This is a genomic window from Ruegeria sp. SATB045, from assembly GCF_059613525.1.
Genome location: NZ_JBXWSR010000020.1, coordinates 399,449 through 425,015 on the forward strand (window position 1 = coordinate 399,449; position 25,567 = coordinate 425,015).

The window sequence follows — 25,567 nt, forward strand, 5'->3', positions numbered from 1 at the left end:
GCAATGCGTAGACAGCGATCATTGCAACATTTGACCAAGGGGCTGAAGCACACTTCCAGATGCAGATTTTGATGCTTCGATTCAGCCGTCAAAACAGCTGATCATTGTCTTCGATAGGATGGCGTTCCCCACAGAGTTGCGCTAAGGTTCCGGGTAAGATTTTTTAGATACATACCGCATTTTAGAGGGTGAGTTGCGAATGCCGCTATTTGATGGGTGGTGCGATCATGTGGACGCTCCAGTGGGAGAGCACTTCCTGAGGGTGATGACGGGTCAGGCCGCACATTTTGATGCGGGCATTCAGGCAACCGCAACGATTGTGCCATGTCACTATGCCTCAGAAGAACATGTCGCGCGTGCCCTGAGGCGGCTTGGCAAACCGGAGGCCGCCGCGCTGATTGAGGCAAAGCTTCCGACCACAAAGGCGATCCGCTCAGGCGACCTTGGCGAGATATACGCAACGGAATGGATTGATGCCCATAGCGGTGGCTATAGGGCCCCCATCAAGCGCCTGCGGTGGAAAGATCACCGAAATATGGCTATGCGCGGCGAAGACGTGATTGGGATGTTGCAAGATCCCCAAAGCCTGCGCCTTCATTTTCTGAAGACCGAAGCAAAAAGCAGGGCCGCACTTACTGCCCAGGTCCTCAATGATGCACGCACGGGACTGGACAAAGATGGCGGGCTACCATCCCCGCACGCATTGTCGTTCATTTCTGCACGATTGCTGGAACTGAACGAGTTGCCAATGGCCGATGCAATCGACGATGCGCTGCTAAAGCACGGCATCCCCTTGGGAAATGTCCGGCATCTCCTATTCACGTTTTCCGGGAACGCCCCCAATGCCCTTCTGACGGCAGCGCTGAAGGCTTATCCTGGGGAAGTAAACCAGTGGGGGGTTGGCCTGCGTGTCGAGGGTCACGGGGCGTTCATTGGTGCTATCTATGATCAGGTGATTGCCAATGCCAACAACCCCTGAAGCAATCATTGCTGACATTGCAGAGGCCACAACTGCAGGATTTCGCGGCAGTCTGATCGCGCGCGGGCAGGCGCGAGCAATTATTTGGCGCAATGGCATTCTACCGCCAGACTCGCCCAACTTCGATAGCCGCTTGAGCTATGATCTGAGCTCATATGGCTATGCCCTTCTAGGTCTTGGTCTACGCCTTCGTGAACTTGAAGGGGACGCTTCACAGGCGCGTCTCGCATTTGAGCAAGCGGCAACGGCACTTGAGGCGGTCATCGCCAAGGGCGACCCCAACGAAAGCAATCGCAACTTCCATTTCGTCATGGCGGCAGCGAGCTACCATCTCGCCCACCTTTCGGCGCGGGCGTACTCGCTTCTCACCATCGTTGAGAGCGACGAGAACTTTTCGCCTCTTGAACGCGCCCTTGCTCTGCTGATGCGCCGAGATTTCACTGCATTGCGTACCAGCGTTTTCGATTACCGTGCTTCAGGCTCGGGCAGTGATGCCAGCATTGCGGCAGCGCTTCAGGCCCAACTTGATCAGAAAGAGGCAGCCGACCTTCTCGTTGATGGTGGTGACGATTTTCTTTTCGAGGCGCTCGACACCGCATTGATCGACAACTTCTTTTCCTCGATGTCGTCTTATCTTCTTGCCATTGAGCGAGGCGAAAAGCCGCTCTTGGATCAGGCAATTGAAAGGCTCGAGGGCAGCCTGTCAATCTGCTCCGAATTGAACCTCCTACCCCAATGGTGGTCTCACCGCATCGCCATTCATCTTCTGACAGATCTTTGGTCGAACACCTTTCACGAGAGAGTGCCAATCCAACCGGTGGGTGGGGAAGCGGTTCATTGGCGAGATCTCCGAGAGTTGTTCATAGCATCGCTTCAACAGCGACCAAAATCCGAGATCGACCTCTGGCCATCGCAAATCGAGGCAGCCACCCGAGCAGTTGACCAATCCGATGATCTTGTGGTGTCTCTGCCGACAAGCGCCGGAAAGACGCGGATCGCAGAGCTTTGCATACTGCGTTGCCTCGCTTCCGGACGAAGGGTGGTCTGTGTCACTCCGTTGCGTGCGCTTTCGGCCCAAACAGAGACTACGCTACAAAGGACGTTCGGCCCTTTGGGCAAGACTATCTCGGCCCTGTATGGCAGTGTCGGGGTCAGCGGATTTGACGAAGATGCGATCCGTGAACGCGATATTGTGGTTGCGACGCCTGAGAAACTCGACTTCGCTTTGCGCAACGATCCCTCCCTTCTGGATGATGTCGGCCTACTAGTCTTTGATGAAGGGCACATGATTGGCATCAACGAGCGGGAGGTGCGGTATGAGGTCCAGATCCAACGGCTCCTTAGGCGTCCGGATGCTGATCAGCGGAGAATTGTCTGCCTCTCGGCAATCCTACCGGACGGAGATCAACTTGAGGACTTTTCTGATTGGCTACGGCGTGACCAACCGGGCGGTGTGATCAAGCACGAATGGCGCCCGACCAGGTTGCGGTTTGGTGAGGTGGTCTGGTCATCACCGACAGCGCGCCTGAACCTGCGCGTTGGCGAAGAACGACCTTGGGTTCAGCGCTTCATTGTAGGGGAAGCCCCACCAAACTGGGTCCCCCCCAAGCGTCGGCGCACACGCTTGTTTCCCGATAATCAACGCGAGCTTTGTTTGGCGACGGCCTGGCGCTTGGTCGACGATGGGCAAACGGTTCTGATCTTTTGCCCCATTCGGCGCAGCGTCGAGCCTTTCGCCGATGTTATCGTAGACCTGCATGAACGCGGTGCACTTCGATCCCTCTTCGAGGCCGATCCGGGCACATTGAACACAGCGATAGCCTTGGGCGAGGAGTGGTTGGGACCCGATAGCGCAATCCTGAAATGCTTGCGCCTGGGAGTGGCTCTCCATCATGGCGCACTCCCCACCGCTTACCGAAAGGAAGTTGAACGCCTGCTGCGCGAAGGCGTTCTCAAGGTGACAATCTCGTCCCCAACTCTGGCGCAAGGCCTTAACCTCTCTGCAACGGCCGTCGTGATGCATTCTTTGCACCGCAATCGCGAACGGATCGATGTTTCTGAGTTCAAGAACGTTATCGGCCGAGCTGGGCGGGCCTACGTCGATGTGGAAGGCGTCGTCCTCTTTCCGATGTTCGACGGAATCGCCAAGAAGCGACGAGATTGGGAAGCGCTGATCAACGATCTGGGCGCTCGCAACATGGAGAGCGGGCTTGCGCTCTTGGTTTGGACATTGTTGACACGAATGTATGCGCGGGTTGGGGGCGAGATCGACCAGCTCGTCGAGTACGTAACCAACAATGCAGCGGCTTGGACTTTTCCGGAGGTGCCAAATGAAGACCCGGAGGATCGAGAACGCGCGCTGGCTGACTGGGAGAGACATGTCGCCAGTCTCGATACGGCGATCCTCAGCCTGATAGGGGAAGACGACATTGCGGACGCCGAGATCGAAGTCGCGCTCGATACAATTCTCCAGTCCTCGCTCTGGCACCGTCGCCTCTTGCGCCAGAACGAAGATGTGCAACGGGTGCTTAGGGCAGGCCTTGTGTCGCGAAGCCAATTCATCTGGAACCAATCAACAGCGCAGGGACGCCGCGGGTACTTTCTAGCCGGTGTCGGCCTTTCGACAGGGCTCGCCCTGGACGCGATCGCTGCAGATGCGAACCTCCTGCTTATCCAAGCCAACGGGGCCTTGTTGAGCGGTGAATCTGAGGAGGCGATTGTGGCCATCACAGCACTGGCCGAGCTAGTGTTCGCAATCCAACCGTTTGTGCCGGAACAGATGCCTGACAATTGGCGTGACATCCTTCGTGCGTGGCTTCTAGGCGAACGTCTGGCGGCGACGGCTGTTGGCCAAGAAACTGAAACTCTTCAATTCGTCGAAGGAGTGCTGGTCTATCGGCTGTCCTGGGCGATGGAAGCCATTCGTGTTCGCGCCTCTGCTAACGGCGATACAGTCGGCGATTTTGGGTTGGCTTTGGATGATCATGAGCTCGGATACGCCGTTGCAGCGATTGAGACCGGTACTGTCAACCGATCTGCAGCCATTCTTATTCAAGCCGGTTTCAACTCACGGTTAGCAGCGATCAAAGCCGTGACAGACACGGGCACCAATTTCCTGACCGGTGCAGAGCTTCGCCAATGGTTGAACTCTGAAGCTGTCACCGCGTGGAGCGCGCAACCTGATTGGCCGACGCCCGACACCAGGGATATCTGGCTGGCGTTCACAAAGAGCTTCGCTCCTTCAGAAAGCTTGGTCTGGAACGATCGTCGGTACTGGGCGAACGTTGAGTGGCATGGTGTCCAACCCGTTACTGGTTCGCCCGTTCAGATCCATCACATTGCAGGCCAGCCGCAAATATTTGCCCCAGATGGAGAGTTGCTTGGCACAGTGAAGGCCGCGCTCAATCCTGGGCGGGTCGGGCTGTTGCGGGCTCAGGTCGCACAAGAGGAAGGGCGCATTGACATCGCCTATCTCGGTCCTGCAGACCTATCCAGCGAATGACCGCCCGAGGTGTGGATCGGGTGTCTGCTCTGGGCAGGGACCGGTCATGCGTCGGGCCAGACTCGAATGACCGCGTAGGGCCGGATTCATTCCAACCGCTTCGCCCTATCAGCAAGCCTTTGAACCAGTAAAACACTAGCTCCGCCCGCCTGCCGCATTCCCGCCCCAGCGATCTCGGCATTTGACCTGGTCCCAAACCGTGCCCGCGCCCGTGACCCCTTGGTGCCGATTAAGCCTTTGGCGAAGCCGCCCGGTCCGGGAATGCTCGGCGGTCCGGCCATCATGAAGTTGCCTGAGATTGAGCGGACGATCAGCGGGGTGGCGATAATCATGCCGCCTGCGAGGAACATCATCATGAAGAAGGGCACCAGCGCGCCGATATTGCTGGCTCCGGAAGGATCTCCGAGCTCGGTCATGAGCGAGCGCGACATGCCGACAACGGTGGAAAAAACCCCGGCGATCACGAGGGGGTAGAGCGCGTAGGATACTGTGCTCGACAGCCAGCGATGGAAATAGTCCTTGCTGACATCAAAGAGCGAAAGCGCGATCATGATTGGGGCGATGCCGATCATGAACGCCAGCATGATCTTCGCGAAAATCAGAACAAGGCCGCAGAGCGCGCCGATGACACCCAGAAGGAATGCACCTATTGCGCCGATCAGGGCTCCGGCCATCCAATGCATGTTGTCACCAGCCGCGTTCAGGTAGTCGCCGAACTCTTCGATGAGATCGTCGAAGGCCTCGGCAAAGTAGGACGCACCTGCACCGCCGCCGCCAAGCCCTGCCACCATGCCGCCCGCGAGTTGGTCGAGTCCATTGATGAGTGCGCTGGCCACCGAGTTGAATTGGATCCAGTTCATCGCAAACAGAGAGATGAGCATGAGCTTGAGGGCAAACCAAAAGGCAGTCCGCCCATCCATGGATTTGTACTGCAACACCATGTTGAGGAAGACGCCGATCACAGCGAGTGTTGAGGCCACGACGATTACGCCGCCAAGCTGACCGGCAACGTTGCCAAAAGTGGTTTGGGCCGCGTCTTCCAGAAAGTTGTCGGTTGTCTCTACCATCCAGGTGACGACGCCCATCGGAACTTCCTCGGTCTGCTTTAGGCGCTAGCGCCAACGCGACGTTTCATGAAGGCCTTCAGGATATGTTCGCCGTCGAAATCCGGCACGACGGATACCAGTTCCCAGCCGTCTTGGCCAAGAGCCGTCAGCTGCGCTTCGATCTTTGGCGGCTTTGTCTTGGCGGTGTTGATCTGCTCAATCTTGTATTCAAACATGGGCTGTTTCCTTTGAATGGGCCGGATCGACCGGCAGGTAGAATTCGGTGATGCCTCGTGCGCCTTCATGGCGACCAGCCTGGATGATCACATCGATCGAGCGGGTGATGTAGTCATTCATGTCCTGGTAGGTCATGGGCACATCGGTTTTCAGGGCGGCGATGGCGAGGCGCTGCACGGCCAGCTGAGGCGTTTCAGCGTGCAGCGTGGTGAGTGAGCCACCATGGCCGGTGTTGATCGCCTCGAGGAAGGTCATGGCCTCTTTGCCGCGTACTTCGCCCAGGACGATACGGTCCGGCCGCATGCGCAGGGTGGAGGTCAGCAGGACATCAGCGCTGCGCGTGGCTTCGTCGCGGTCTGACATCAGTGTGACAACATTGGGCTGCATTGGACGCAGTTCTGCAGCCTCTTCGATGGTGATAATGCGCTCGTCGGCGGGCACGAAGGAGAGGATCTTGCGCGCTGTGACGGTCTTGCCAGTCGAGGTGCCGCCGGACACGATCATGTTGAGCTTGTGGGTGACGCAGAATTTGATCGCGGCGTCGATGTCGCCGGTGGCCACGACATCTCGCAGCTCGGCATTGCGCTTCCGTCTTGCTCCCTCGTTGCTGCGTTCTTTGCCGAACAGGTAGGACAGCTTGATCTGATCCAATGGCAGGTCCGCAAAGAACCGCAGCGAAATCGCATAGCCACCATCAACGGCGGGGGGCTGGATGACCTGCGCTCGGATTGGGCGGTCACGGTAGGCGATGCTGACCGACACGATGGGCTTGGTCCGGCTGAGCGTGGTGTTCGCGGCGGAAGCAATCTGATTGCCCAGGTCTTTGATCTCATTGGGCGAGAGCCGTCGATTGACGGACCGCATAAAGTGATCCCCCCGAAACTCGGCCCAAAGCGTGCCGTCGGGGTTGATGCAAAGCTCGATCAGCTTTGAATCACGCGCCTCGGGGATCTTGTCCATCGAGCTTTGCAGATAGCTGGCCGTCATGATCAGAAAATCTCCAGATCGCGGTCGACCATCACGGTGACGCGGGCACCTTGGTCGACATGAATCACGGGCGAGACGGAGAGGTATTCGCCAATCACGCTTTGCGCGCTGTCTTGCAGGTCTTCGCCTATGCTCTCGAGCACATCAGAGGTGATCTCGTCTTCGGTGTTTTGGGCTGCCACTGCAGGCAAGGCTCTGATCAGAGATATCAGCGCGGCGGATCCGAACCGTGTGCCAAAACGGCTGTCGACGAAACCAGTTGTGCCGGAGCGCCCCAGTTCATCACCACCGAAAGCGCTGATTTCAACGGTCTGGTTGCTGGGCAGAATGATCCGGTCCCATGCGATGGTCACGCGTTGCTGCGCAGTATCGAGGCCAGATTGATACCGCCCGATGAGGCGTGCGCCGCGCGGGATCAGGATCCGCGAGCCGTCATAGGCGTGGACATCTTCAGACACCATCGCGCGGACCTGACCGGCGAGCGAGCTGTCGATTGCTGTCTCAAGCACAGCCTGGATCATCGTGCCCTGAACAACCGTGTTTGACGGGTTCACGATCACTTGGGCTTGCGTCACCTCAGCAGGTTCAGCGCCGTTGCGGATAAAGTCTGTGTCGCCATCAAGTCGCCGCTGCTGCGCGGCGGTTTCATTGTTGCCGTTGCCCGAACCGCCAAAGGCGATGATTGGGCTGGCGATACGGGCTTGGAGTTCCTCAAGTTCGGCTTGCCGCCGCCGCTCGAGCTCTTGAAGACGCAGTTCCTCGGCCGTGGGGCCGGTTGGTGCGGGCGTGCGCGGTGTTTCCAGGCGTGCGAGCTCAAGATCGTTCTGCAGTCGCTGGATTTGTCGGGCACGTTCTTCCAACTCTTCGCGCAGAGCGGCTTGCGTTGCTGCCGCTTCGCTGCGCAGGGCATCGATCTCTGCGCTCAAGGTATCCAGTGCCTCGAGGTCGACAGTTGGCGCTTCAAGTGCAGGTGCGTTGCGCAGGGCTTCAAGCTCTTCCCGCATAGCGTCCATTTGGGCGCGCAGCTCTTCTGTGTCGCTGGCCGGTTCCGGCTCTGGCGGTGGGGATGTGTCAATTGGTGCAGGCGCGGGCTCGAGCGCACCAAAGCCCGGTCCGGCCGCTTGGAACTCATCAGGGGACGCGGTTTCCAGGCTGTCGGGTTCAGAGCTGCCAGAGAACAGCAGCAAGAGGCCACCAAGGGCCGCGATTGCCCCGATGCCTAGGGCGATAGCGAAAAATGACGGTCGCGATTTTCGGTTTTGTGGTTTTCCTTCAGGTGCTTCGAGGCGTTTCTTAAGATTTGCTGTTTCACTCATTCTGATTTGCCTCGCTCATCTCTTGGACGCAGATCTCGTCCTCGCCAAGCCTGAGAACCCATCGATCGCTGACACCTGACACGCGGATCACTCCATCCGGTCGCGCGAGCGCATTCACGCTGCGCTCATTGCCGTTTGACCAACGAAAAATCGCGGGCAACGGCGCATTCGCTGCAAAGCGGAAGTAGGTGAATGCGCCGTCATCCCAGATTTCCCGTGGGGTGATCTCAGATCGTGCGCTGACGCCATAGGCATGGTTTGCAGGTTGGCTTGCCGCCACTCGGGATTGTTGGGGAGCGGACTCAGGATAGGTGAAACGGATAACGTAAAAGGTCGGCGAGCTCGCCTCAGTGACGTTGAAATAATAGCTTCGCCGGTTGGTGTAGACGGTGATGTTTGTATGCGCGCCGCGTGTGACGGGCTTGATTGCAAAGGCCTGGCCACCAGGCACGCCGTCCAGAAGGAAGCCCTCGGTGTCGCCCGCAATGATCGAGCGGATGGTCTCGCCTGGGCCGAATTCAATGCTGGTCACGTGGGTCAGGCTGGTGCGGATGCGGTAGACCTGCCCATCTTGATACGTGGCGAGCCTGACCCGGGCATCATAGGGGCCTTGTCGGGGCTGGGTTTCGGCATTGGCGGTGCCAGCAAGCGGTGCAACGAGGGCGAGGATCAAGAACAGGCGGCGCATGGGTTACTCCAAACGATCCGAACGGATCGCATATTCGGTGACGGTGAAGCCGAAGGGGTTCTGCCAGACGTCGTCAATTGACCGGCTATTCTCGGGCCGAAACTCAAACATAAGCGTTGCGGTGAAGAGCCCGTTTTGACTGCCGCGCGGCGAGTTGAGCCACTTGCGCAGGCGCACCTGGGCACGATTGGTGCTGATATGGGTGATCGACAGAACCTCGACTTCAAGGCGGGCATCTGTGCCGTAGCTGTCGGGCGGATAGGCCTCATGGCCGCTGGTCCAAAGCGCGCGCAGTCCTGTAGCGGCCGCGCCGTCCGACTGGTCCAGGACCCGCCGCACACGCACATCATTGTCGAGCTGGTTGTATGTCTCTCGATCTATGACATAGCGGTAGACCTGTGCTTCGATGATAGCGGGGCGTTCCGTGAGTGAGACCGCTTCAACCATGGCATTGGGGAGGGCCATGCCGGTTTCGCTATCAAAGGGCACGATCATGGGCGGCGGGTCCACATCGAACAGGGCCACGAGGGCAGCGGCGAGGCAACCTGCCATGCCAAACGCCATGCCTGTCAGCCCCAGTTTCTGCCACAAGAGCTCGCGTCGTCGTGCGCCGTAGACGAGCTCTTCTTCGATGATTTCTGCCTCACTGTTCATAGGATCAGTCCGCGCGCAGCTCTGGCAGGGTGAAGTCCATGTAGCGGCGCTCTTTGGCCAGCGTGGCGGCATCCACCACGCCGGACTGGCCCGCGCCGACGGTCTGAATGGCTTCGAGTTCCCACATGCGCGTCATGGCAATCGCCAGTTCGGCTGTAACGCGTGTGTTGTGATCGACAGCCTCCTTGAGCGTTTCCATGTCCGGGATCAATGAGACTAGCTGTTCGACCCGTTCGAGGGATTGCGCGGCCTCGTCATAGCTGTTCTCAGCGGCCGCCGACATCACTGCCCCGGTGCCCGCCTGGCTGGCAATGCGCTCAGCCCCCGGATTGCCGCTGCTGGCCATGTCAGAGAGGGTATCTTGGTCGAACCCCGCATCTTCGAGGGCTTGCGTCATGCGGCCTTCCATCTGAGGGGCGGCATTGCCGATGAGCCCGCTGAAATCGCCGCTCTGGATTTGCCGGATGGTGCCAAGAAGATCTCCGAATTCCTGATCGAGCAGCCCGTCGAGATCACCACCCATGGCCATTTCGATGATATCCGTCGCGCCGGTCAGCGCGGCGTAGGTCTCGTTGAGCGTGTCGAGTTGCTGCTGCACTAGATCGAGTTGTTCGAGAAGCGTGTCGAGCTGGTCGGTCTGGATCCCGAAATCCTCCAGCATCTGCTGCAGCTGGCGAATTTCCTGTGCGATGTTGCGCGTGTCGACTGTCGGAACACCTTGGGCAGACGCAGGTGACGCAACCAAGAGGGCACAAGTGGAGATGACAGAAAGAAAGCGGATCATCGTAGGACCTCCAGATCGAATTGCATGAAGTCTTTTTCGCGGGCCTGCGCGGCCGCCATGGCCAGCTCTGCCGCGCTGAGCGGGCGGGTATGGGCGGCCTTGAGGCGCGTGCGGATGGCGATTAGGCGGGCGAGTTCGGCCCGCGCATAGGTGTTGAGCGACATGGCCGCGTGAATGTCGTCGGTTTCGCCAATGCGGGTGATGATGTCCTGCACGCGCAGGGCGGCCGCTTGCACCGAGACCAGTGAGTAGTCGCCATAGACACCTGCGCCGAAGGAGGTCAGGCTCATCGTGGAGTTGGCGAGCAAAACCGGATCAATGGTGCCAAGCGCGTCGACGCCGCCCACGCGGGCAAGGTAGAGATTGTAGCGTTCAGGGATGACCTGAACGTAATGCTGGGTCTCAGCAAAGGGCGGCACGCCGCCGTAGCGCTGCACGTTGCCGGGACCTGCATTGTAGGCGGCCAGCCCGTGAATGATGTTGCCGTCGAACATGGCCAGCATCTGCGCCAGGTAACGCGCGCCGCCGGTGACCTGGATGTAGGGGTTTTCATAGTAGGCCGGATAGATCCCGAGATCCTGCGCCGTGCCGGGCATGATCTGGGTCAAGCCGAACGCGCCGACAGGGGACCGCGCTCCGACGGTGAAGCGGCTTTCTTGCCATATCAGCGCCTGCAGGAGGCAGCGCCACTGCTTGGGCGATAGACCCGCCGCGCGCACGCCAGACATGTGGTGCGTTTCTTGCGCGGCACGAATGATCAGCTCTTCAATTGATCCCGAGGCATCACCGAACATCTGGCCCGCGCCGGGGTTCGGGTCGACCGAACCATAGAGCGTGTCTGCGGCGCTTTCAGGTGATGAACCAGCTTCCAGGCTTGCGACCAGTGCGCCTGTATCCCCGCTGGCCAGCGTCGCGGCATTGAGGATGTCTTCCAGCGCTTGAAGTTGTTCTTGCTCGAGCTCTTCAAGCTCTTCTCCTTTGGTCAGCCGATCTCGCTGCAGAGCCAGATCTTGTTCGCCCTGCTGCAGCACGCGCTCGCGCTGCAAGAACATGCCCGCATCAAGGGTCGGCACGCCTTGGGCAAACGCAAATGGCGCGGCGAGCGACACCAAGCCTGCAAAGATATGCAGGCAGTGCTTAGTCACCGAGACCACCAATCGGTCCGAGCAGCTCGAAATTGCAGTTGCTGCGGCTGACTTCGGCAAACGAATTGAAGCATTTTGCTTCCGACGGCCGGTATTCCGCGCAGGCTGTCAGCGTCAAAAGGGTGAGGGTAAGAACGCAAAGTCTACGCATCAATCTGTCTCCAAAAATCGAGGTTCTGGCGGTAATCCGCACCAACCAGCGCTTCGCCTTTTTCCATGCCGCCAAGGATCGTGAGGTAAGGGCCAAGGGCGCTGAGATCGGCGTCGATCACCACCGAGCCTTGATCATCGCGCACCAGCGCCAGACGGGAACTACTGCCTGTGCCGAGCAAGACGCTCAGCTCTTTTTCAGTGAGGCCCAGCATGGTGTAGTCGCTGGCCGAGGCGCGGATGTTGGGCAGAAGGAGCTGCGTCGGCACGGCCTCGACAATCGTTTTGCCGGTGCGGGTTTTCTCAAGCTGGCTTGCGTATTGGGTCATCATCACGACAACCGCGTTCTGTTTGCGCGCCGTTACCAGCCAGTTGCTCAGCCGGTCCGCAAAATACGGGTTGTCGAGTGCTTTCCAGGCCTCATCGATGATGATTAATGTCGGCTTGCGGTCCTCGATTACACGCTCCACCCGCCGGAACAGGTAGGACAGCACTGCCATGCGCTCTTTCTCGCTTTCGCTGTCGAGAATGCCGGTCAGGTCGAAGCCCACGACATCTCCATCGAGCGAGAAGGTATCCTCAGCGCTTTGCCCGAAGATCCAGCCATAGCGACCATCTGCGGTCCATTCCTGGATCCGCTCAAACAGATCCCCTTCATCCGCCCCGGCCACAAAGAGGGAGGCCAAATCCTGCCAGTTGCGCAGGGCGGCATCGCTCGCTCCGGCGTTCTGGCGTACCACTTCCTGAATGCGGTTGATCTGGACCGGGCTCAGGGGCTTGTCGGCGCGATGCAGCAGCGTGGCCAGCCAATCAGAAAGCCAGGCTTGCCCGCGCCCGTCGATTTCGGTGCGCAGCGGGTTGAGACCTGTTGCTTCGCCTGCCGTGATCGCGCTGTAGCAACCGCCGTTTGCGCGCACAGCCATTTCCATGCCCATGCGATAATCAAAGACAAACACCCGTGCCTCGCAGCGACGGGCTTGGGTCATGAGGAAGGCCGACAAGACCGACTTGCCGGAACCAGGGCGACCTAGGATCAAAGTATGCCCGCCGGTCGGTTCTTTGTCCGGCTGACCTGTCTCGTGATAGTTGAACAGGAAGCCCGAACGTTCAGGTGTCGGGAACAGGGTTATCGGTTTGCCCCAAGGCACTCTATCACCCGGCTTGCCCAGTTGACCGCGATGTAGCGCCGCGAGATCAGCAAAGTTCGTGTTGGTGATGGCGGCCTTGCGGCTGCGCATCTGTCCGTTGCCCGGATGCTGCGCGAAATAATGGGTCCGAGCCGCAAAGCTCTCATTCACCAGATTAACCCCTTCACTGGCCGCGATGTTGCGCACCTCGGCGGCGATTGCTTCCAGCTTTTCTTCGGTCTCGGCGAAAACCGTAACGGTCATGTGATGATCGCCGAAGCTGAGCCGCTTGGATTCCAGATCGTCCAATGCGTCTACCAGTTCTTCAGCAAGGGAAATCGCCCCATCATCACTGGCCTTCATCAGACGCTGTTGGCGCTTGATCCGACTGGCCATGATATTGCTGTTGATCGGCGTGAAAGAATGCGTGACCACCATATCGACAGGCAGGTTCAGCTCATCGAACATGGTGCAGCTGGTTTTGGCCGGGTAAGTCTTGATCGCAAAGCTTGTGCCAAACCGCTTGCCCGCCGTCCCATCGTCCAGCGCAAAACCTCGCCCCTGAAACGTGACGCGGGTGTTGGCCACATCCTCGGCAATGATTCCAAAGCGGGATTTTGCGAAGAGCTGTCGTTCCTGGCCGATGTTGAGCGACCCGAGGAACCCCAGAAGCTCGCCGTTTTCAGCCCCAAGGAGGCGCGGTTTCATCTCTGCAAAGGACGATAGCATAAACCCAACGACCTCCCCGAGCTTGCGAAGTTGCTTGGCTGTCTGGTCCTTCAGCTGTGCGATTGAGTCTGCGCGCTTCAGGCGCAGCCGCGCGCCGAGGGGAGGACGCTTCAGCACAGTAAGAGTGAGGGTTTTGTCCCGCAGGCCCGCCCGCGCCATGGCCGTTTGCCAACGGCTGTCCAGCGCTTGAGCAAACCCTTCTTCGGACACCGTTGGCAAGGCGGTCTCAATCGCCTTGGAGACCTTGTGAACGTAGAAACTGTACTCCGGCCCGATCTGCGCGATGATCGCCGCGAAAAGTGCGCGGATCTTCTCCAAATGCGCGTCATCACTGGTCATGCTGTTGACGCCATCAAGGCGGATACACTGGAACAAAGCATTGCCGCGCGTGCGGATCGTTACGTCATTCACGAGGCTGACATAGGGCAGCATGCTGGCCATAGGCCGTTCTTTGCGCGCCCAATCCGGCAGCATCGCAAGATCATCCGACGGATCACGGAGCATAGCTGTCCCCCGAATAGATCTTGCGGTTCGGGGTTGGTGGCGTCTCCTGCAGCGCTGTAACCATCACCTCAAGAAAGGCCGGATCCCAATCCGCCGCCCTCCACAAAGCAGGATAGGCCAGAGCGGCGATAAGGATCACCGGCCAGCTCTGGACCCACAGAAACAGCAACACAAACCCGAAGAGCCAGGCCATGGCATACATGATTGGCAAGCCAATGAGCTTCGGTGACCGGATCAGGCCCAGGAAGAGGCGGGTTTGCGTTGCCATGCCGATTTTACGCGCCCCAGATCGCGGTCACGATGGTCGGCGCAGCTGCGATGCCTGCAATGGCAACCAGTACCCAGAGGGCTTGGCGGAAGTCGAGGATGCCAAAGAGCCAAGAGAGGAACACTCCGATCAGAGCCAGAGTGCCAATGACAATACCCAGGGGGCCGGTGATTGTGTCGACGATGCCTTGCAGAAGGTTCTGCACCGGCGAGAGGTCGATGCTCTGCGCAAAGGCGGGATTGGCAATCATAAAGCTGGCTAGAGCCAGCGACAGGATCGTGCGGAATTGTGTGTGCATCAGGAGGCTCCAGTCAGTCGATCACGTACGGCCATGACGCGGCGCACGTGGTTTTGGGTTTCTCGGTAAGGGGGAATGCCGCCGTAGCGCGCGACCGCGTCAGGCCCCGCGTTGTAGGCGGCAAGCGCGAGTTCGGGCGTGCCGAACTGCGCCAGCATCATCAAAAGGTAGCGGGCGGAGCCATCGAGGTTGGCCTGCCAGTCATGCGGATCCACACCAAGCTGCGCGGCCGTCGCAGGCATCAACTGCCCGAGGCCGATTGCTCCTGCAGAGCTGCGCGCATTCGGGCGATAGGCGCTTTCGATCTCGATATTGGCTTGGAAGAGGGCCTGCCATTCCGTCACCGATAGACCCGCGCGACGCAACGCGGGGTGCCCGCCATATCGATGCGCGGTGCTTTCGAGGGATGCGAGGATTTCGGGGCGAGGGAGTGCCGGAGCGGGTGCAGTTCGCGGCACTTCAGGCTCAGGTGCTGCGAAAACGATCAGTTCGGGTGGGTTCGCGCCGATCCCATCGACATAGCTTTGCGCAAAACCTGATTGGGGTGTTTTGGCCTCCAGCTGGCCATTGGCCCGCATAGAAAGAACGAAACCTTCAGAATAGGCGGGTGCAGCAAGGAATGCTGCGAGGACGGCAAGTGGCTTAGCTCGCGTCGTCCACGGTGTGCGAGGCGACCTTGCCTTCGAACATCGGGATAGAAATGATCGAAACGCCAAGCCCGGCAAGGAAACTGGATAAGCCGTTGATTGTCTTGAACTCCCGAGCGGCCATGTTGTTGCGCGCGGTGACGAGCAGGCGGCGTGTCTCGCCGTCTGGCGAGACGCAATGTACGGTCCAAACTCCGGACCACTGAGCACCTGTGCGTGTGGGCGTAACTCGGCACACAACGTCTGCCGAATGACCCTCGGCAAGCAGCGTGCGCAGCCCGTCTTCACTGACAACATTGGGGGCGTCTTGCATCAAATTCATAGGATCGAGCCTTGCCGAATTGTGCATTGGCCCGGCAGTCCCTCATGGACTACCCAACCGATACAATATTATAATCTTGCAATCAATAGGTGCAATTTGCAGTATTGCTCCCTTCATGCGTTGAAACAAATTTACTGCAACGGAGTGGCTGAGCCAAGATAATATGGCGCTTTTGAAACAAACATGGGCGGTTATGGTCGTTGTGAGCTGGGGATCTGCCGCGATCGCGAGCAGTTGCCTTCCGCCTGCGCCGCCCTGGATGCCGACCGATGCCGATGACGTGCAGGCCTACGCGGACCTGTTGAAGCGCGATGCAGAGACGTATTTTACCGATGTCGAGCGGTACTTCCGTTGCATGTATCAGCAACGGCGAGAGGTCTTCGAACAAGCGCGCGAGGTCAGCGAGGACTATGCGCGCGTTATGGATTTCCTGAACGATATGAGGAAATGATACACGTCCTCAAGTAGAGAAAGCTGCCGTTCAACAAAGCTGCCGCGAAGGTCGCCAACGCGGGACGATCCGGTCATCGGAATCTATAGCCCGAACGGCAGGTTTGTTCCGCGTTGCCGCTTTCTCATCCGCCTAAACCAGCGCGCGGGCAATCTCGCGAAGGTGGACGTGGCCAGTGCCGCAGCAGCCGCCAAAGATGTCCATATGCGGATAGCGCGCCCGCAGGTCGACCAGTTGCTGGCCAAGCTCCACAGGGTTGCCATCTTCGATATGGCCCAGTTTGCACAATGCGATTTTCTCCATCTTGGAAGCATTGGGCCGCACGCCGCGCAGGCGATTTATCCAGTTGCCCTCGGTCAATGCTGGTTCGTATTCCAACGGGTGCGAGCAGTTGAGTAGGTAATAATCCGGCGCGGCGCCCCCGGCCTGACGGTCAATCTCAGGGATGGCTTCCGCCAGTGTCGGCCCGGAGCGTAGCCGATGAGAACTGTCCAGCGTCAGTGAAACGGTCAGCGGAACGCCTATCCTCGCTGCAGCACGGGATACGCCGACAGCCTCGGGGATGTTGTTGAAGGTTGCCGCGCAGGCAAAATCCACGTTTGCCGCTTTCAGCGTTTCCAGTTGCACCGAATGATAGTCTTCAGCGCTTTCGGCGGTAATTTCGGTGTTCAACCCATAGGCATCGCCACGCGGCCCGATGCAGCCGCCGATCAGCAGTTGCGGGATCTGGCCAGCATAGGGCTTTGCGATATCACGCAGGAACTCGATGCTGGCGATATTGGCCTCGGCCAGACCAGCGGGTGAATAGCCCAGCTTTTCCCCCCAATCGGGACTGGCGCGGTAATCCAACCCGGTCAGCATGAACGACAGGCCAAATTCGGCGGCGACGTCCAGCATATCTGACATGACTTGCCGCATGGCGGCTACGGCCTTTCGGTTTTCCAGCAGCGGGAACATGGCGAACTCAGGCAGTTCGAACCCGTGGCGATACATGATTTCAGTTTCGGTGCCTCCTTCGGTTAAGAAAATTGTGCCGGTGTCAGTGGCAGGGGTCGGGTTGGGGCGGCCCATGCCTTATGCCTCCGGCTTGATGTTCTGATTAAACCGGAAAAGGTTCTGCGGATCGTATTTGGTTTTGACTTTGACTAGCCTTTGGTAGTTTGCCCCGAAGGTGGTACGGGTTAGCGCGTCATTGTCTTCGCCATGGCCCGGGAAGTTGAGATAGGCGCGCCCTTCATGCCCGAAACGCGCGGCGCTGTCCCAGCCATCGCGCGCCCAGGCAATGTTGGCGGCGTCGTCCGCGGCATTGGGCCAGACACCATCGAGCGAATACATCCAGCCAAAGGTTCGGTCGCCAAAGGCGGTGGCATCGGCAGGTACCTGCGCAGTAGCCCCGCCAAAATTCCACAGTGACGAGATTGAGTTTTCAGAAGGTGCGGTCTCGGCATTTGCCATGGCCAGGTCAATCATCTCATCGGACAGGTCAGTCAGGTAGCGCGCCTTCCAGTAGCAACGGAAATCGCCGGCAGGCATCAGCGTGTCAAATAGCTTCTGGACCTCGCAATAGTCCATCCGACCCGAGAAATCGGTGACCATGTCGCCCAGCTCTCTCAGCGGCTGCATCAGCGCCTCACCTTCAGCTGCGTCGCCGTTGTAAACGCAGGCTAGTGTATAGACGCGCTTGCCCCAGCTTTCTTCGGGGAAATCCTCGCCGCCTGCGGTGGAAAATTCGCACAGCGACCCGATCAGCCCGTCGTGCTTAAGCATGAAATCGCGCCAGGCGCGGATCGGGCCGGAGCCGTCTTCCACGGCATAGATCGGGGCGGCGAACATCACTTCGGGTCCGGTCGGATGCAGGGAGAATTCAAACCGGGTCACCACACCGAAATTGCCGCCGCCGCCCCTGAGTGCCCAGAGAAGTTCCGGGTTCTCTTCTGCGCTAGTGTGCACCAGTTGGCCATCAGCGGTGACCACATCCGCCGCCACAAGGTTGTCAATCGACAGCCCGTGTTTGGCGCGTAGCCAACCGATCCCGCCCGAGAGCGTCAGCCCCGCCACGCCGGTATCAGAGATCAATCCCCCAGGAGTAGCCAGCCCATGGACCTGGGTGGCCTCGTCCACGTCCCCCCAGAGGGCGCCGCCCTCCACCGAAGCGATGCGCCGGTCGGCATCAACGCTGACACCGCGCATTTGCGTCAGATCAATCATTAATCCATCGTCACACACCGCATGGCCCGCCACGTTATGGCCACCTGCGCGGATTGAAATGCCCAAATCATGGGCTGCGGCGTGGCGCACAGCTGCAATCACATCCTGCGTATTCCGACACCGTGCAATCAGCGAGGGCCGCCTGTCGATCATCGCGTTCCAGACGCTACGGGCCGCGTCATAGCCGTCTGCTCCTGCTGTCAGAAGCTCACCGTCAAAGCCGGAAATATGTGTGTCTGGGGTGCTCATGATCAAATCCTTTCCTTCATTTTTAGAAAGGGTAGCGCATCGGGCTTGGCGTGATCAGTGGCAATTTTGCCAGTTTAGCGGCATACTGGACAAATGATTATGGAAGATAGGCCAGAACCGGGCCATTTTGGACATTTGTGCGTAAAGGGGGAATTCGAGAAAATGGCAAAAAAACCGCAGATCTTGTTGTTGGCCGCGCCCGAGACTTCGGCTTCGGTGCTTTATGGGCTTTATGATGTGTTGCTGTCGGCGGGGGCTGTTTATCTGGATATGGTGATTGGCAAACCGGGGGATGAGTTGCTGGACGTGAAGATTGTCACCGCCAATGGAAAGCCTTTCCGTTGTATTGGTAATATCCCGGTGGAGCCACATGCCGCCATCGGCGATGTTGAGAACCCTGATGCGGTGATTGTCTGTGACATGTACACTACGATCTACGATGTGCCGCACGGACGCTACCCGCGTGAGATTGCCTGGCTGAAGGCCATGCATGCGGGCGGGGCGCTGTTGTCGTCGGTCTGCTCGGGATCGCTGCTCTTGGCCGAGGGAGGCTTGCTGGATGGCCATCGCGCCACGGCGCATTGGGCCTATCGTGACATGTTCCAGCGGCATTTCCCCAAAATTTCGTTCCAGACGGAATCAGTGCTGTGTCTGGCGGCGGAGGAAGACCGGATCGTCACCGCCGGGGGCGTAAGCGCCTGGCATGATTTGGTAGTCTACTTGATTGCACGCTTCTGTGGCTATCAGGTTGCGATTGAAACCGCTAAGGTGTTCCTGATCGGGGGACATGCCGAGGGCCAGTCGCCCTATGCGGTGATGACCCGGTCCATGGAATCGAACGACGGCCCGATCACCGACAGTCAGGAATGGATTGCCGAACATTATGCCACCGCCAACCCGGTAGAGAAGATGGTTGAACGATCCGGCCTCAACCCGCGCACGTTTTCAAGGCGCTTCCGAACGGCCACGGGCTTTACCCCAATCGAATACGTGCAGGCGCTGCGGGTTGAAGAAGCCAAGCAGATGCTCGAGATGGACCAGATCAGCAATGACGACGTGGGTGCCGCCATCGGCTATGACGATCCGGCGTCCTTTCGACGGGTTTTCAAACGCGGTACTGGCATGACACCCGCTGCCTATCGCAAGAAGTTCCAACGCATTGCCCGGATCGCGCAACCGGCGTGAAGCACGGCATTGCAGACCTTCATTCATCGCGCAGAAATACGCAATTTGGGCTCGTTCCGGCCGTTAGCTGCGTTTTGCGCCAAGGTCCGGTTCAGTGGAATGATCCGAGCAGAGTGGTGTTTTAGGATGGCCGCCATCGTATAACGCTGCCTGCGTCTCGCCGTTATCCCACTGATACAACAGACCGATTTCTTCGCCAGTCTTGATACACGTAATGCGACCGATGGCTTCGGCCGTCGTGCGAACACTCTCAAGTTCGGGCAAAACTAGCCCCTCTCGTTAAACAATTCCTTTGGGGCAACATCGAGGGCAAGCGCAATTTGCTCCAGAATATCGATTGATGCTGAATTCTTGGCGAGTTCGATCTCGCTGATGTAGCTGCGGTCCACGTCCGCAGCCAAAGCTAGTTGTTCTTGGCTCATACCTTTGGAATTTCTTAGATTCCGGATGTTTAGCCCTACTTGTTCCCTCAATTTCATGGCCTGTATTCGGCCAGATCATAGGAACCGCTCTACGGAATATATTCCACAAAAAGCGCGCGAGCTTAACAAACACTAACCTCGCATATGGTGTGAGGGTCAGGGTTGGAGGTAATGTATCAATAATGCAGTAATGTGATCATAAGGCATTTATTGATATGTGGTGCAGACTTTTCAGAACTTGGAGCCTTGGAGCTGTCGTGGCTCTGCTCTCAGCCGTGGCTCCGCAGGCGGCTAAGGCCTATCAGGTTGACTGCGCAATTCTGCTTTGCCTGGCTGGTGGGTGGCCTGCGTCAGCAGAATGTGCCCATGCCCGTGCCGTGTTTATCCGCAGGATCACGCCTTGGCCGATTGAGCCGCCTTTGCAAATCTGGCGCTGCCCTATGGGCGTTTCTGTGCGCGCGCCTTTGCAAAGCACGGTCCCGAAGATCCGGGAGGCCAGCAATCACAATGGCCAGGCACTCGCCAAAGTTATTCAGGCTCAGGTAACTGAAGGCGGTGCAGATATCGACATCAGCGGTCTGGAATTCGATTTTGTCCGCTCGATCCGTGTCTGGGATGTGCGGCACTACAGCCATCGCGAGCGCGGTCGCGACGATGATTGCTCGGAGAGCTACAACATGCGTCTCGGGAGCTACGGTACGCAGGGCGAGTTCAACTGGCAACGCACGACACCAGCCGCCGCCCCACAATGGGTTCTGCCGACGCGACGCTGTTCGTCATCAAATTGGCGGCGCGGGGTCGGTGTCGAATGGGAAGATCACGAAGGCAACCATGGATATGAGTGGGTGGCCTACTAGTGCCCAGTGCCCCTTTTTCCGTTTCCGTTTTGCAGTTTGGTAACCTGTGCTGTTGTTCGACAACGAGGGAAGGAAGAGCACCCAAGGAACGGTTTCTCGTCTGGCCCCATTCGGAGAACCATGGTGCCTTGATTGCATGTAGGACATTTGGCCCCTTCAGCTATGGGGTCTTTTAGTCGAATGGATTTCGCCGCAGAAGCGCCGCCTCTACCAACCGAAAGTAGTCGTTTGGTATAATCACATTCTGGATGCGCGCTGCACGCTTCAAACGGCCCAAATCGTCCGTTCTTTTGGCTCAGCGTGCCAGCCCCGCATTTTGGGCAAACCTTCAACGTAGCCTTTTCACTTTTAATCTCGGTATGCCCGTCTTTGGCTAGCTCGACGACAAATCTCGAAGGCTTGTCCTGCAATGTGTAGATGCGCGTTTGTCGGCGGGCGCGTGTCAGGGCAACATAGAAAAGGCGGCGCTCCTCAGCCAGTGGGAAGTCATCGGGCTCTGGCATCGCGAGCTGCAATGCAGGGTCGTCAACGATTTGACTTGGAAAACCCATCAAGCCTTCGGTGACATTGAGAAGCATCACATAGTCAGCCTCGAGGCCTTTTGCGGCATGGGCAGTAGAATAACTGAGCTCAAGTTGATCGCCATAGGCGCGCTTCCAACTGTTGAAGCTGGCGGGCTTATCCTTGTGATAACGGCCCAAGAGCATGATGGTGATTTTGTTGCCGTCGGGAACGTCAAGCTGGCCTTTTATGGCGGCACCATGCAGCTGCCTAAGATCTTTCTCGATGCGCGCAAGAGCGCCACTCATCGTCTCAGCTGCAAATGTATGAAGTCCGGCTCTTTCATACGTGTTGGTGGTTTCAACGGTCTTTCTTATTTGGATGGGATTCTTCTGGATGAAGTCGCTGGATGCTTCGCACAAAACCTGAGGGCATCGGAACGTTTTGCTTAGTGTGAGCTGTGTAGCGTTCGGGAATGTTTGGGCGAAACCGGTCATTACGGAAATATCGGCACCAGCGAAACGATTGATCCCTTGCCAGTCGTCGCCAACAACGCACAAGCTTGCCGAAGTCCCTGCGCTTTCTATGAGGGCTTTGAGTAAACGCAACTTAGCCTGAGAAACATCCTGAAACTCGTCCGCAAGAACCATGTTGAAGGGGCTTTGATATGTCCCTTCATTCAGGTGCTTGATCGCATCGAGCAACATGTCATCGAAATCGATGTAGTTTTCGACAGCAAGACGCCGCTGCCATTCCTCGGCGACTCTTTCGTAGAGTTTAACGAAGCGCGTTAGCCGGTCGCGGTGACCACGTTCATGATCAGCAATCTTCTGGTGCAAGTCCCTTGGGCTCAGTCCATTGCTTTTGACATGCTGCTGGAAAGCACGGATCGTCGTGGCTAGTTGCTTGGTTGGAATTGGCTCTTGGCCGGTGGATTTTCGGTTTTCGTCGAACACTAGAACTTCGCCGTGTTTCTCCAGTTCGGATTTCAGCCGATCTAGGTCGTTCCCGTTTCGCAAGCCATGCGAGGTGGTTTCGAATAGCTGGGTTCCTTTTTCGTCGTGTAGCTCCCTTTTCCAGAGGACACCCGAAACATAATCGCCGGAAAAATGGGCCGGTGCCTTGCCATCCGCGTCTAGCGCAAAATGCTCGTGGTAGAGGTGCAAGCGGGGGTAATAAAAGTCAGGATGGTATTGGGAGTGATCTTCTGTGGCAGTGTCGTGTTCGTATGCTCTTTCGTATTCATACGGCACGCCGTGGTAGAAGAGAAAATCGCAGATCATGCGCTCTTCTTGGCTCTTAACCAGTTTCCCGTCTGCAGTTGGAATGCTGCCTTTACCTATGACGTCGGTTTGCGGTTGTTTGAGGTTGTCCCACTCATCAATGCCGCGACCGTAGACCGTTCTGAATAGATCCCAGTCAAGCCGGAAGCGGGGATCGCGTTGGCGAAGATCTTCTACAATTTCTGAGATGGCTTGAATGTCTTTGCCTGGTTCAACCCAGTCAGCCAACCTTGGCTTTCGCCCGATGCTCTTTCCGATTACCTCCAGGCCGAAAGCGTTGAATGTCTTTACATTAATGCGATTAACATTGGGAAAATCACCAAGGCGTTCTTTGATACGAGCTTCCAGTTCGTCCTTTACAGATCGGTTGAACGCAAGAATCAAAATCTCCTGAGGTGGGACCAAGCCTTCCTTTAGGGCATACCCGACACGTGCAACGATAGTTGATGTTTTACCGGATCCTGCGGCGGCAACGATTTGAAGCGCGTTGTCCATGCAGATACAGCAATCCATTTGCTCATCGGTGAGCGGGTTCCGCTCGATTGACGAAAAAAAATCGCTCAACCGTTCTTTCTGTTTTTTCCCAAAAGCGGCGTTAGCCGCATCAAACTCCTTTGCAAGAGCCTTCTGGAAATGCGGATACTGCGAAGTGGGTTCAGCTTCTTCGCTCCCGTTCTTAAATGGTGGAAAGCGTCGGACAATGTTCTCGGCTTCACCTTTGGGGATCCATCTGTTCGGTTCAATGGATGTTGACCAAGCGCTGCGCCAATCTGAATACTCTGAACTGGGCCCAATTGCTGGGACTCTTTTTGGAACGACCCTCGTTGAAGGGGGGGATCGCTCCACTTCTTGGTCGCCACCGCCCCAGCCATTGATTTTGTTGAACCAGCTACCCAACGCCACTGTGATAGCAAGAACATGCGGCATAGCCGCGATCAAACAAATTGGATTTAGGCAAAAGCCGAAGAATAGCAGTTGATTGAGGACCATCACAACTATGAAGGTCCAAGTATAGGTTGAGGCAACGTGTTTCGTGCGCTGCCAAAGTGTTTTGGGCATTTTTTTCTCGGCAGATTCTAGAGGTTAAACGTTCAATTCGCTAACCATTGCCGCCTTTCTGATTGCTCTGATGAATCGCCTCCATCCGAGCGGTAATGTCGCTCGCGATGCTCTCGTACAGCGCCGCTTGGCGCTCTCTCGCTGAGCCCGGTTTAGGCGTTCTGCGTCGTATTCTTTTGGCAAGCCAAAAAAGAAGCCTTGCAGCAGGATCGGTGACGTTTTCCGGTACAGGGGCCGGATAGTTTTCTTCGAGGAGGGCAACGACCTCAGCATTCATGCTGCGATGGTTGGCCTCGGCCGCGAGGCGTATTCGATCGCGCAGGCCGTCTGGCAGACGCACGATGAATTTATCCTGATTTTGAGAGCTTTGTTCTGGCATGGTGGCACTGTGCCATAAAAAGCAATTGACGCAATAGTGGCTAAGTGCCACTAACAGATTGTGGTTTCAACCTGGAGGCGTTTCATGAAAAGTCGTAAACCAATGCAACTTCGGCTTCCGCAAGAGCTCAAGGAGTGGATCAAGGCGGAGTCAGATCGCAATGGAAACTCCCAAAATTCAGAAGTGATCCGCGCCATTCGCGCGGCGAAAGACAGGAGGTCCGCACTCGGATCAGTTGGAAATATCAATATGGATCAGGGTGATAGTGCGCGTTGTTAACGATTAAGAGAGGTGTCGATCATATGACCAAAGCAAGTGTACAGACAAAGGCGAGACAGGCAGCCTCCGCCTTCATCCGTGAGGCGCGGGAGGCAGGTTGGCAGAGGGCAAAATTTGAGATCAAGCCGGATGGCAGTGTCATCGTCGATGCCAACATGGTCGCGCCAGAGGCGGCAGACGACTTTCTCAACAATAATCTGAGAATGGGCGAATGACTCGCAAGAGCTTGCCCAAATACGTCTACAATGACCGGGGGTATCTCCGGTTCATCCGGCGTTCGCGCGGTATCTCGGTCATGATGCACGAGGACGCGGGCACGCCGGAATTTTGGGATCACTACAATCGCCTGCTGAAAGGAAAGCCTGCTCCAGCGCCGGTGAAGCGCAATTTTGAGGCGTTGATCCTTAGCTACTACGAGAGCGACGCCTACAAGAAGCTGAAGCCTCGGACGAGATCCGACTATCGGCGGTATATCAGCCACATTCGCGAGATCTGGGCCGACAAAGACCCGGCCAGGATCGAAACCCATCACATTTATGAATTGCACCGGGCAAATGCGGATCATTGGCGGCAAGCCAACTATCTTGTCCAGGTCATGGTCGTCTTGATGAATCACGCCCGGTTGATCGGCTTCATCAAGAAAGAGCACGGCAATCCGGCAAAGGGCATACCGCTTTTCAAGCAGCAAAGCGATGGCTGGGAACCTTGGCCCGATGACGTTCGTGCCGAGTTCGAAGCGCTGGCTTCAAATCGTGCTCGGCTGGTCTATGAACTTTGCGTTGGAACTGGCCAGCGGATCGGCGATGTCGTGAAGATGAAGTGGGCGCACTTTTCCGATGAAGGTTTCGATTTCACGCAGGGTAAAACCGACAAGCCGCTGTGGATTCCGCTTACAGACCGCCTGAAAACCCATCTCGACGGGCTCGCACGAACGGACGGCACTGTTGTAACCGACGCCAAGGGGCGACCAGTGAGTTACCGGATCGTTGCGGAGGAAATGCGCACTATCAAAAAGAAGATGAAGCACGAGAAGGCGAGCTACTACAAAACGCACGGGCTCAGGAAAAATGCGACGATCGAGCTTTATCTGGCTGGATGTGATGACGAAATGGTCAAGGCGGTCACCGGCCATTCAGGCGTTGAAATGCTGAAAAAGTACGGTGGGCCGATCCGGCAAAGAGAGCTCGCGAAGCGCGCTCAAGAGGCAAGAAATCAAATGGAACGAAGCAAGACCGAAACGTGAAAGTTTCAACGGTTGTTTCAAAAATGGCAGTGAAGGAGAGTAAGGATGACGCAAGTCATTGATTTTAT

27 protein-coding genes are annotated in these 25,567 nt (G+C 57.4%); 8 read left to right on the top strand and 19 right to left on the bottom strand.

All coding sequences use genetic code 11. The features are described from left to right. Window positions 1-199: 199 nt before the first annotated feature. Together AC2FNR_RS09525 and AC2FNR_RS09530 are read left to right on the top strand one after the other, a co-directional pair. Window positions 200-979 (top strand): Hachiman antiphage defense system protein HamA, encoded by a 780-nt coding sequence (locus AC2FNR_RS09525; protein ID WP_496848890.1) that lies wholly within the window; start codon window positions 200-202, stop codon window positions 977-979. After that, window positions 963-4,481 carry a DEAD/DEAH box helicase gene (locus AC2FNR_RS09530; protein WP_496848891.1) on the top strand — a complete coding sequence of 1,173 codons (3,519 nt, stop codon included), beginning with the start codon at window positions 963-965 and terminating at the stop codon, window positions 4,479-4,481. Before AC2FNR_RS09525 ends, AC2FNR_RS09530 begins: the two co-directional genes overlap by 17 nt. Window positions 4,482-4,567: 86 nt before the next feature. Here AC2FNR_RS09530 and AC2FNR_RS09535 read toward each other — a convergent pair whose 3' ends face one another. The 13 genes from AC2FNR_RS09535 to AC2FNR_RS09595 all read right to left on the bottom strand — a co-directional run bounded on the left by AC2FNR_RS09535 (window position 4,568) and on the right by AC2FNR_RS09595 (window position 15,383). Next, window positions 4,568-5,566 (bottom strand): TrbL/VirB6 family protein, encoded by a 999-nt coding sequence (locus AC2FNR_RS09535; protein WP_496848892.1) that lies wholly within the window; start codon window positions 5,564-5,566, stop codon window positions 4,568-4,570. A 20-nt stretch (window positions 5,567-5,586) separates the two neighbouring features. Next, window positions 5,587-5,763: a DUF4177 domain-containing protein gene (locus tag AC2FNR_RS09540; protein ID WP_260100786.1), complete on the bottom strand. Its 177-nt coding sequence runs from the start codon at window positions 5,761-5,763 to the stop codon at window positions 5,587-5,589. Next, complete coding sequence (locus AC2FNR_RS09545; RefSeq protein WP_496848893.1) at window positions 5,756-6,751, bottom strand: ATPase, T2SS/T4P/T4SS family; 996 nt, start codon at window positions 6,749-6,751, stop codon at window positions 5,756-5,758. Before AC2FNR_RS09545 ends, AC2FNR_RS09540 begins: the two co-directional genes overlap by 8 nt. Window positions 6,752-6,753: 2 nt before the next feature. Beyond that, window positions 6,754-8,067, bottom strand: coding sequence for a TraB/TrbI/VirB10 family type IV secretion system protein (locus AC2FNR_RS09550; protein WP_496848894.1), 1,314 nt, complete (start codon window positions 8,065-8,067; stop codon window positions 6,754-6,756). Continuing rightward, window positions 8,060-8,755 (bottom strand): TrbG/VirB9 family P-type conjugative transfer protein, encoded by a 696-nt coding sequence (locus AC2FNR_RS09555; protein WP_496848895.1) that lies wholly within the window; start codon window positions 8,753-8,755, stop codon window positions 8,060-8,062. The genes AC2FNR_RS09550 and AC2FNR_RS09555 overlap by 8 nt, the downstream gene beginning before the upstream one ends. Before the next feature lie 3 nt (window positions 8,756-8,758). Then, a complete protein-coding gene (locus AC2FNR_RS09560; RefSeq protein ID WP_496848896.1) occupies window positions 8,759-9,409 on the bottom strand; it encodes a VirB8 family type IV secretion system protein in 651 nt (216 codons plus the stop codon). A 4-nt stretch (window positions 9,410-9,413) separates the two neighbouring features. Further along, on the bottom strand, window positions 9,414-10,193 hold the full coding sequence (locus AC2FNR_RS09565; RefSeq protein WP_496848897.1) for a type IV secretion system protein: 780 nt from the start codon (window positions 10,191-10,193) through the stop codon (window positions 9,414-9,416). Next, window positions 10,190-11,338 carry a lytic transglycosylase domain-containing protein gene (locus tag AC2FNR_RS09570; protein WP_496848898.1) on the bottom strand — a complete coding sequence of 383 codons (1,149 nt, stop codon included), beginning with the start codon at window positions 11,336-11,338 and terminating at the stop codon, window positions 10,190-10,192. Before AC2FNR_RS09570 ends, AC2FNR_RS09565 begins: the two co-directional genes overlap by 4 nt. Before the next feature lie 143 nt (window positions 11,339-11,481). Continuing rightward, window positions 11,482-13,848, bottom strand: a complete 2,367-nt coding sequence (locus AC2FNR_RS09575) for a VirB4 family type IV secretion/conjugal transfer ATPase (protein WP_496848899.1) — start codon at window positions 13,846-13,848, stop codon at window positions 11,482-11,484. Beyond that, window positions 13,838-14,116, bottom strand: a complete 279-nt coding sequence (locus AC2FNR_RS09580; RefSeq protein ID WP_496848900.1) for a VirB3 family type IV secretion system protein — start codon at window positions 14,114-14,116, stop codon at window positions 13,838-13,840. Before AC2FNR_RS09580 ends, AC2FNR_RS09575 begins: the two co-directional genes overlap by 11 nt. Before the next feature lie 7 nt (window positions 14,117-14,123). Beyond that, the gene (locus AC2FNR_RS09585) at window positions 14,124-14,414 is read right to left on the bottom strand and encodes a TrbC/VirB2 family protein (RefSeq protein ID WP_496848901.1); all 291 of its coding nucleotides are present in this window, start codon (window positions 14,412-14,414) and stop codon (window positions 14,124-14,126) included. After that, window positions 14,414-14,992, bottom strand: coding sequence for a lytic transglycosylase domain-containing protein (locus AC2FNR_RS09590; protein WP_496848902.1), 579 nt, complete (start codon window positions 14,990-14,992; stop codon window positions 14,414-14,416). Before AC2FNR_RS09590 ends, AC2FNR_RS09585 begins: the two co-directional genes overlap by 1 nt. 64 nt (window positions 14,993-15,056) lie before the next feature. Next, the gene (locus tag AC2FNR_RS09595) at window positions 15,057-15,383 is read right to left on the bottom strand and encodes a hypothetical protein (protein WP_496848903.1); all 327 of its coding nucleotides are present in this window, start codon (window positions 15,381-15,383) and stop codon (window positions 15,057-15,059) included. A gap of 163 nt (window positions 15,384-15,546) precedes the next feature. Here AC2FNR_RS09595 and AC2FNR_RS09600 point away from each other — a divergent pair, with 163 nt between their 5' ends. Beyond that, a complete protein-coding gene (locus AC2FNR_RS09600) occupies window positions 15,547-15,834 on the top strand; it encodes a hypothetical protein (RefSeq protein WP_496848904.1) in 288 nt (95 codons plus the stop codon). A 132-nt stretch (window positions 15,835-15,966) separates the two neighbouring features. On the opposite strand, the gene AC2FNR_RS09605 is transcribed toward AC2FNR_RS09600, so the two are convergent. Continuing rightward, window positions 15,967-16,905, bottom strand: a complete 939-nt coding sequence (locus tag AC2FNR_RS09605) for a homocysteine S-methyltransferase family protein (RefSeq protein WP_496848905.1) — start codon at window positions 16,903-16,905, stop codon at window positions 15,967-15,969. A gap of 3 nt (window positions 16,906-16,908) precedes the next feature. Continuing rightward, the gene (locus tag AC2FNR_RS09610) at window positions 16,909-18,291 is read right to left on the bottom strand and encodes an FAD-binding oxidoreductase (RefSeq protein WP_496848906.1); all 1,383 of its coding nucleotides are present in this window, start codon (window positions 18,289-18,291) and stop codon (window positions 16,909-16,911) included. A gap of 162 nt (window positions 18,292-18,453) precedes the next feature. Between AC2FNR_RS09610 and AC2FNR_RS09615 the strand changes: the two genes are divergently transcribed. Further along, window positions 18,454-19,476, top strand: a complete 1,023-nt coding sequence (locus AC2FNR_RS09615) for a GlxA family transcriptional regulator (RefSeq protein ID WP_496848907.1) — start codon at window positions 18,454-18,456, stop codon at window positions 19,474-19,476. A gap of 63 nt (window positions 19,477-19,539) precedes the next feature. On the opposite strand, the gene AC2FNR_RS09620 is transcribed toward AC2FNR_RS09615, so the two are convergent. Both AC2FNR_RS09620 and AC2FNR_RS09625 read right to left on the bottom strand, forming a co-directional pair. Beyond that, the gene (locus AC2FNR_RS09620) at window positions 19,540-19,740 is read right to left on the bottom strand and encodes a hypothetical protein (RefSeq protein ID WP_496848908.1); all 201 of its coding nucleotides are present in this window, start codon (window positions 19,738-19,740) and stop codon (window positions 19,540-19,542) included. Window positions 19,741-19,742: 2 nt separating this feature from the next. After that, a complete protein-coding gene (locus tag AC2FNR_RS09625; protein WP_035920163.1) occupies window positions 19,743-19,955 on the bottom strand; it encodes a helix-turn-helix domain-containing protein in 213 nt (70 codons plus the stop codon). 158 nt (window positions 19,956-20,113) lie between these two features. Here AC2FNR_RS09625 and AC2FNR_RS09630 point away from each other — a divergent pair, with 158 nt between their 5' ends. Beyond that, entirely contained in the window at window positions 20,114-20,755 is a 642-nt protein-coding gene (locus AC2FNR_RS09630) for a hypothetical protein (protein WP_496848909.1), read from the top strand. Here the strand turns inward: AC2FNR_RS09630 and AC2FNR_RS09635 are convergent. Together AC2FNR_RS09635 and AC2FNR_RS09640 are read right to left on the bottom strand one after the other, a co-directional pair. Beyond that, window positions 20,752-23,598, bottom strand: coding sequence for a UvrD-helicase domain-containing protein (locus AC2FNR_RS09635; protein ID WP_496848910.1), 2,847 nt, complete (start codon window positions 23,596-23,598; stop codon window positions 20,752-20,754). The two genes, AC2FNR_RS09630 and AC2FNR_RS09635, sit on opposite strands and share 4 nt — an antisense overlap. Before the next feature lie 40 nt (window positions 23,599-23,638). Then, window positions 23,639-23,977, bottom strand: coding sequence for an Arc family DNA-binding protein (locus tag AC2FNR_RS09640; RefSeq protein WP_065270821.1), 339 nt, complete (start codon window positions 23,975-23,977; stop codon window positions 23,639-23,641). Between the two features lie 84 nt (window positions 23,978-24,061). On the opposite strand from AC2FNR_RS09640, the gene AC2FNR_RS09645 reads away from it, so the two are divergent. Genes AC2FNR_RS09645 through AC2FNR_RS09655 form a run of 3 tightly spaced genes read left to right on the top strand, consistent with a single transcriptional unit; the run spans window position 24,062 to window position 25,499 of the window. Then, window positions 24,062-24,256, top strand: a complete 195-nt coding sequence (locus AC2FNR_RS09645) for an Arc family DNA-binding protein (RefSeq protein WP_496848911.1) — start codon at window positions 24,062-24,064, stop codon at window positions 24,254-24,256. Window positions 24,257-24,279: 23 nt separating this feature from the next. Next, window positions 24,280-24,471, top strand: a complete 192-nt coding sequence (locus AC2FNR_RS09650; protein ID WP_496848912.1) for a hypothetical protein — start codon at window positions 24,280-24,282, stop codon at window positions 24,469-24,471. Beyond that, a complete protein-coding gene (locus AC2FNR_RS09655; RefSeq protein WP_496848913.1) occupies window positions 24,468-25,499 on the top strand; it encodes a site-specific integrase in 1,032 nt (343 codons plus the stop codon). The genes AC2FNR_RS09650 and AC2FNR_RS09655 overlap by 4 nt, the downstream gene beginning before the upstream one ends. Window positions 25,500-25,567 lie beyond the last annotated feature (68 nt).

Bases quoted from the DNA above. Each gene is read 5' to 3' on its own strand.
- AC2FNR_RS09535 (WP_496848892.1), bottom strand. From the start codon at position 5,566: ATGGGCGTCGTCACCTGGATGGTAGAGACAACCGACAACTTTCTGGAA.
- AC2FNR_RS09605 (WP_496848905.1), bottom strand. From the start codon at position 16,905: ATGGGCCGCCCCAACCCGACCCCTGCCACTGACACCGGCACAATTTTC.
- AC2FNR_RS09565 (WP_496848897.1), bottom strand. From the start codon at position 10,193: ATGATCCGCTTTCTTTCTGTCATCTCCACTTGTGCCCTCTTGGTTGCG.
- AC2FNR_RS09540 (WP_260100786.1), bottom strand. From the start codon at position 5,763: ATGTTTGAATACAAGATTGAGCAGATCAACACCGCCAAGACAAAGCCG.
- AC2FNR_RS09600 (WP_496848904.1), top strand. From the start codon at position 15,547: ATGGCGCTTTTGAAACAAACATGGGCGGTTATGGTCGTTGTGAGCTGG.
- AC2FNR_RS09575 (WP_496848899.1), bottom strand. From the start codon at position 13,848: ATGCTCCGTGATCCGTCGGATGATCTTGCGATGCTGCCGGATTGGGCG.
- AC2FNR_RS09655 (WP_496848913.1), top strand. From the start codon at position 24,468: ATGACTCGCAAGAGCTTGCCCAAATACGTCTACAATGACCGGGGGTAT.
- AC2FNR_RS09625 (WP_035920163.1), bottom strand. From the start codon at position 19,955: ATGAAATTGAGGGAACAAGTAGGGCTAAACATCCGGAATCTAAGAAAT.
- AC2FNR_RS09560 (WP_496848896.1), bottom strand. From the start codon at position 9,409: ATGAACAGTGAGGCAGAAATCATCGAAGAAGAGCTCGTCTACGGCGCA.
- AC2FNR_RS09590 (WP_496848902.1), bottom strand. From the start codon at position 14,992: ATGCGGGCCAATGGCCAGCTGGAGGCCAAAACACCCCAATCAGGTTTT.
- AC2FNR_RS09630 (WP_496848909.1), top strand. From the start codon at position 20,114: ATGTGGTGCAGACTTTTCAGAACTTGGAGCCTTGGAGCTGTCGTGGCT.
- AC2FNR_RS09645 (WP_496848911.1), top strand. From the start codon at position 24,062: ATGAAAAGTCGTAAACCAATGCAACTTCGGCTTCCGCAAGAGCTCAAG.
- AC2FNR_RS09610 (WP_496848906.1), bottom strand. From the start codon at position 18,291: ATGAGCACCCCAGACACACATATTTCCGGCTTTGACGGTGAGCTTCTG.
- AC2FNR_RS09555 (WP_496848895.1), bottom strand. From the start codon at position 8,755: ATGCGCCGCCTGTTCTTGATCCTCGCCCTCGTTGCACCGCTTGCTGGC.
- AC2FNR_RS09650 (WP_496848912.1), top strand. From the start codon at position 24,280: ATGACCAAAGCAAGTGTACAGACAAAGGCGAGACAGGCAGCCTCCGCC.
- AC2FNR_RS09530 (WP_496848891.1), top strand. From the start codon at position 963: ATGCCAACAACCCCTGAAGCAATCATTGCTGACATTGCAGAGGCCACA.
- AC2FNR_RS09635 (WP_496848910.1), bottom strand. From the start codon at position 23,598: ATGCCCAAAACACTTTGGCAGCGCACGAAACACGTTGCCTCAACCTAT.
- AC2FNR_RS09595 (WP_496848903.1), bottom strand. From the start codon at position 15,383: ATGAATTTGATGCAAGACGCCCCCAATGTTGTCAGTGAAGACGGGCTG.
- AC2FNR_RS09640 (WP_065270821.1), bottom strand. From the start codon at position 23,977: ATGCCAGAACAAAGCTCTCAAAATCAGGATAAATTCATCGTGCGTCTG.
- AC2FNR_RS09615 (WP_496848907.1), top strand. From the start codon at position 18,454: ATGGCAAAAAAACCGCAGATCTTGTTGTTGGCCGCGCCCGAGACTTCG.
- AC2FNR_RS09585 (WP_496848901.1), bottom strand. From the start codon at position 14,414: ATGCACACACAATTCCGCACGATCCTGTCGCTGGCTCTAGCCAGCTTT.
- AC2FNR_RS09550 (WP_496848894.1), bottom strand. From the start codon at position 8,067: ATGAGTGAAACAGCAAATCTTAAGAAACGCCTCGAAGCACCTGAAGGA.
- AC2FNR_RS09580 (WP_496848900.1), bottom strand. From the start codon at position 14,116: ATGGCAACGCAAACCCGCCTCTTCCTGGGCCTGATCCGGTCACCGAAG.
- AC2FNR_RS09545 (WP_496848893.1), bottom strand. From the start codon at position 6,751: ATGACGGCCAGCTATCTGCAAAGCTCGATGGACAAGATCCCCGAGGCG.
- AC2FNR_RS09525 (WP_496848890.1), top strand. From the start codon at position 200: ATGCCGCTATTTGATGGGTGGTGCGATCATGTGGACGCTCCAGTGGGA.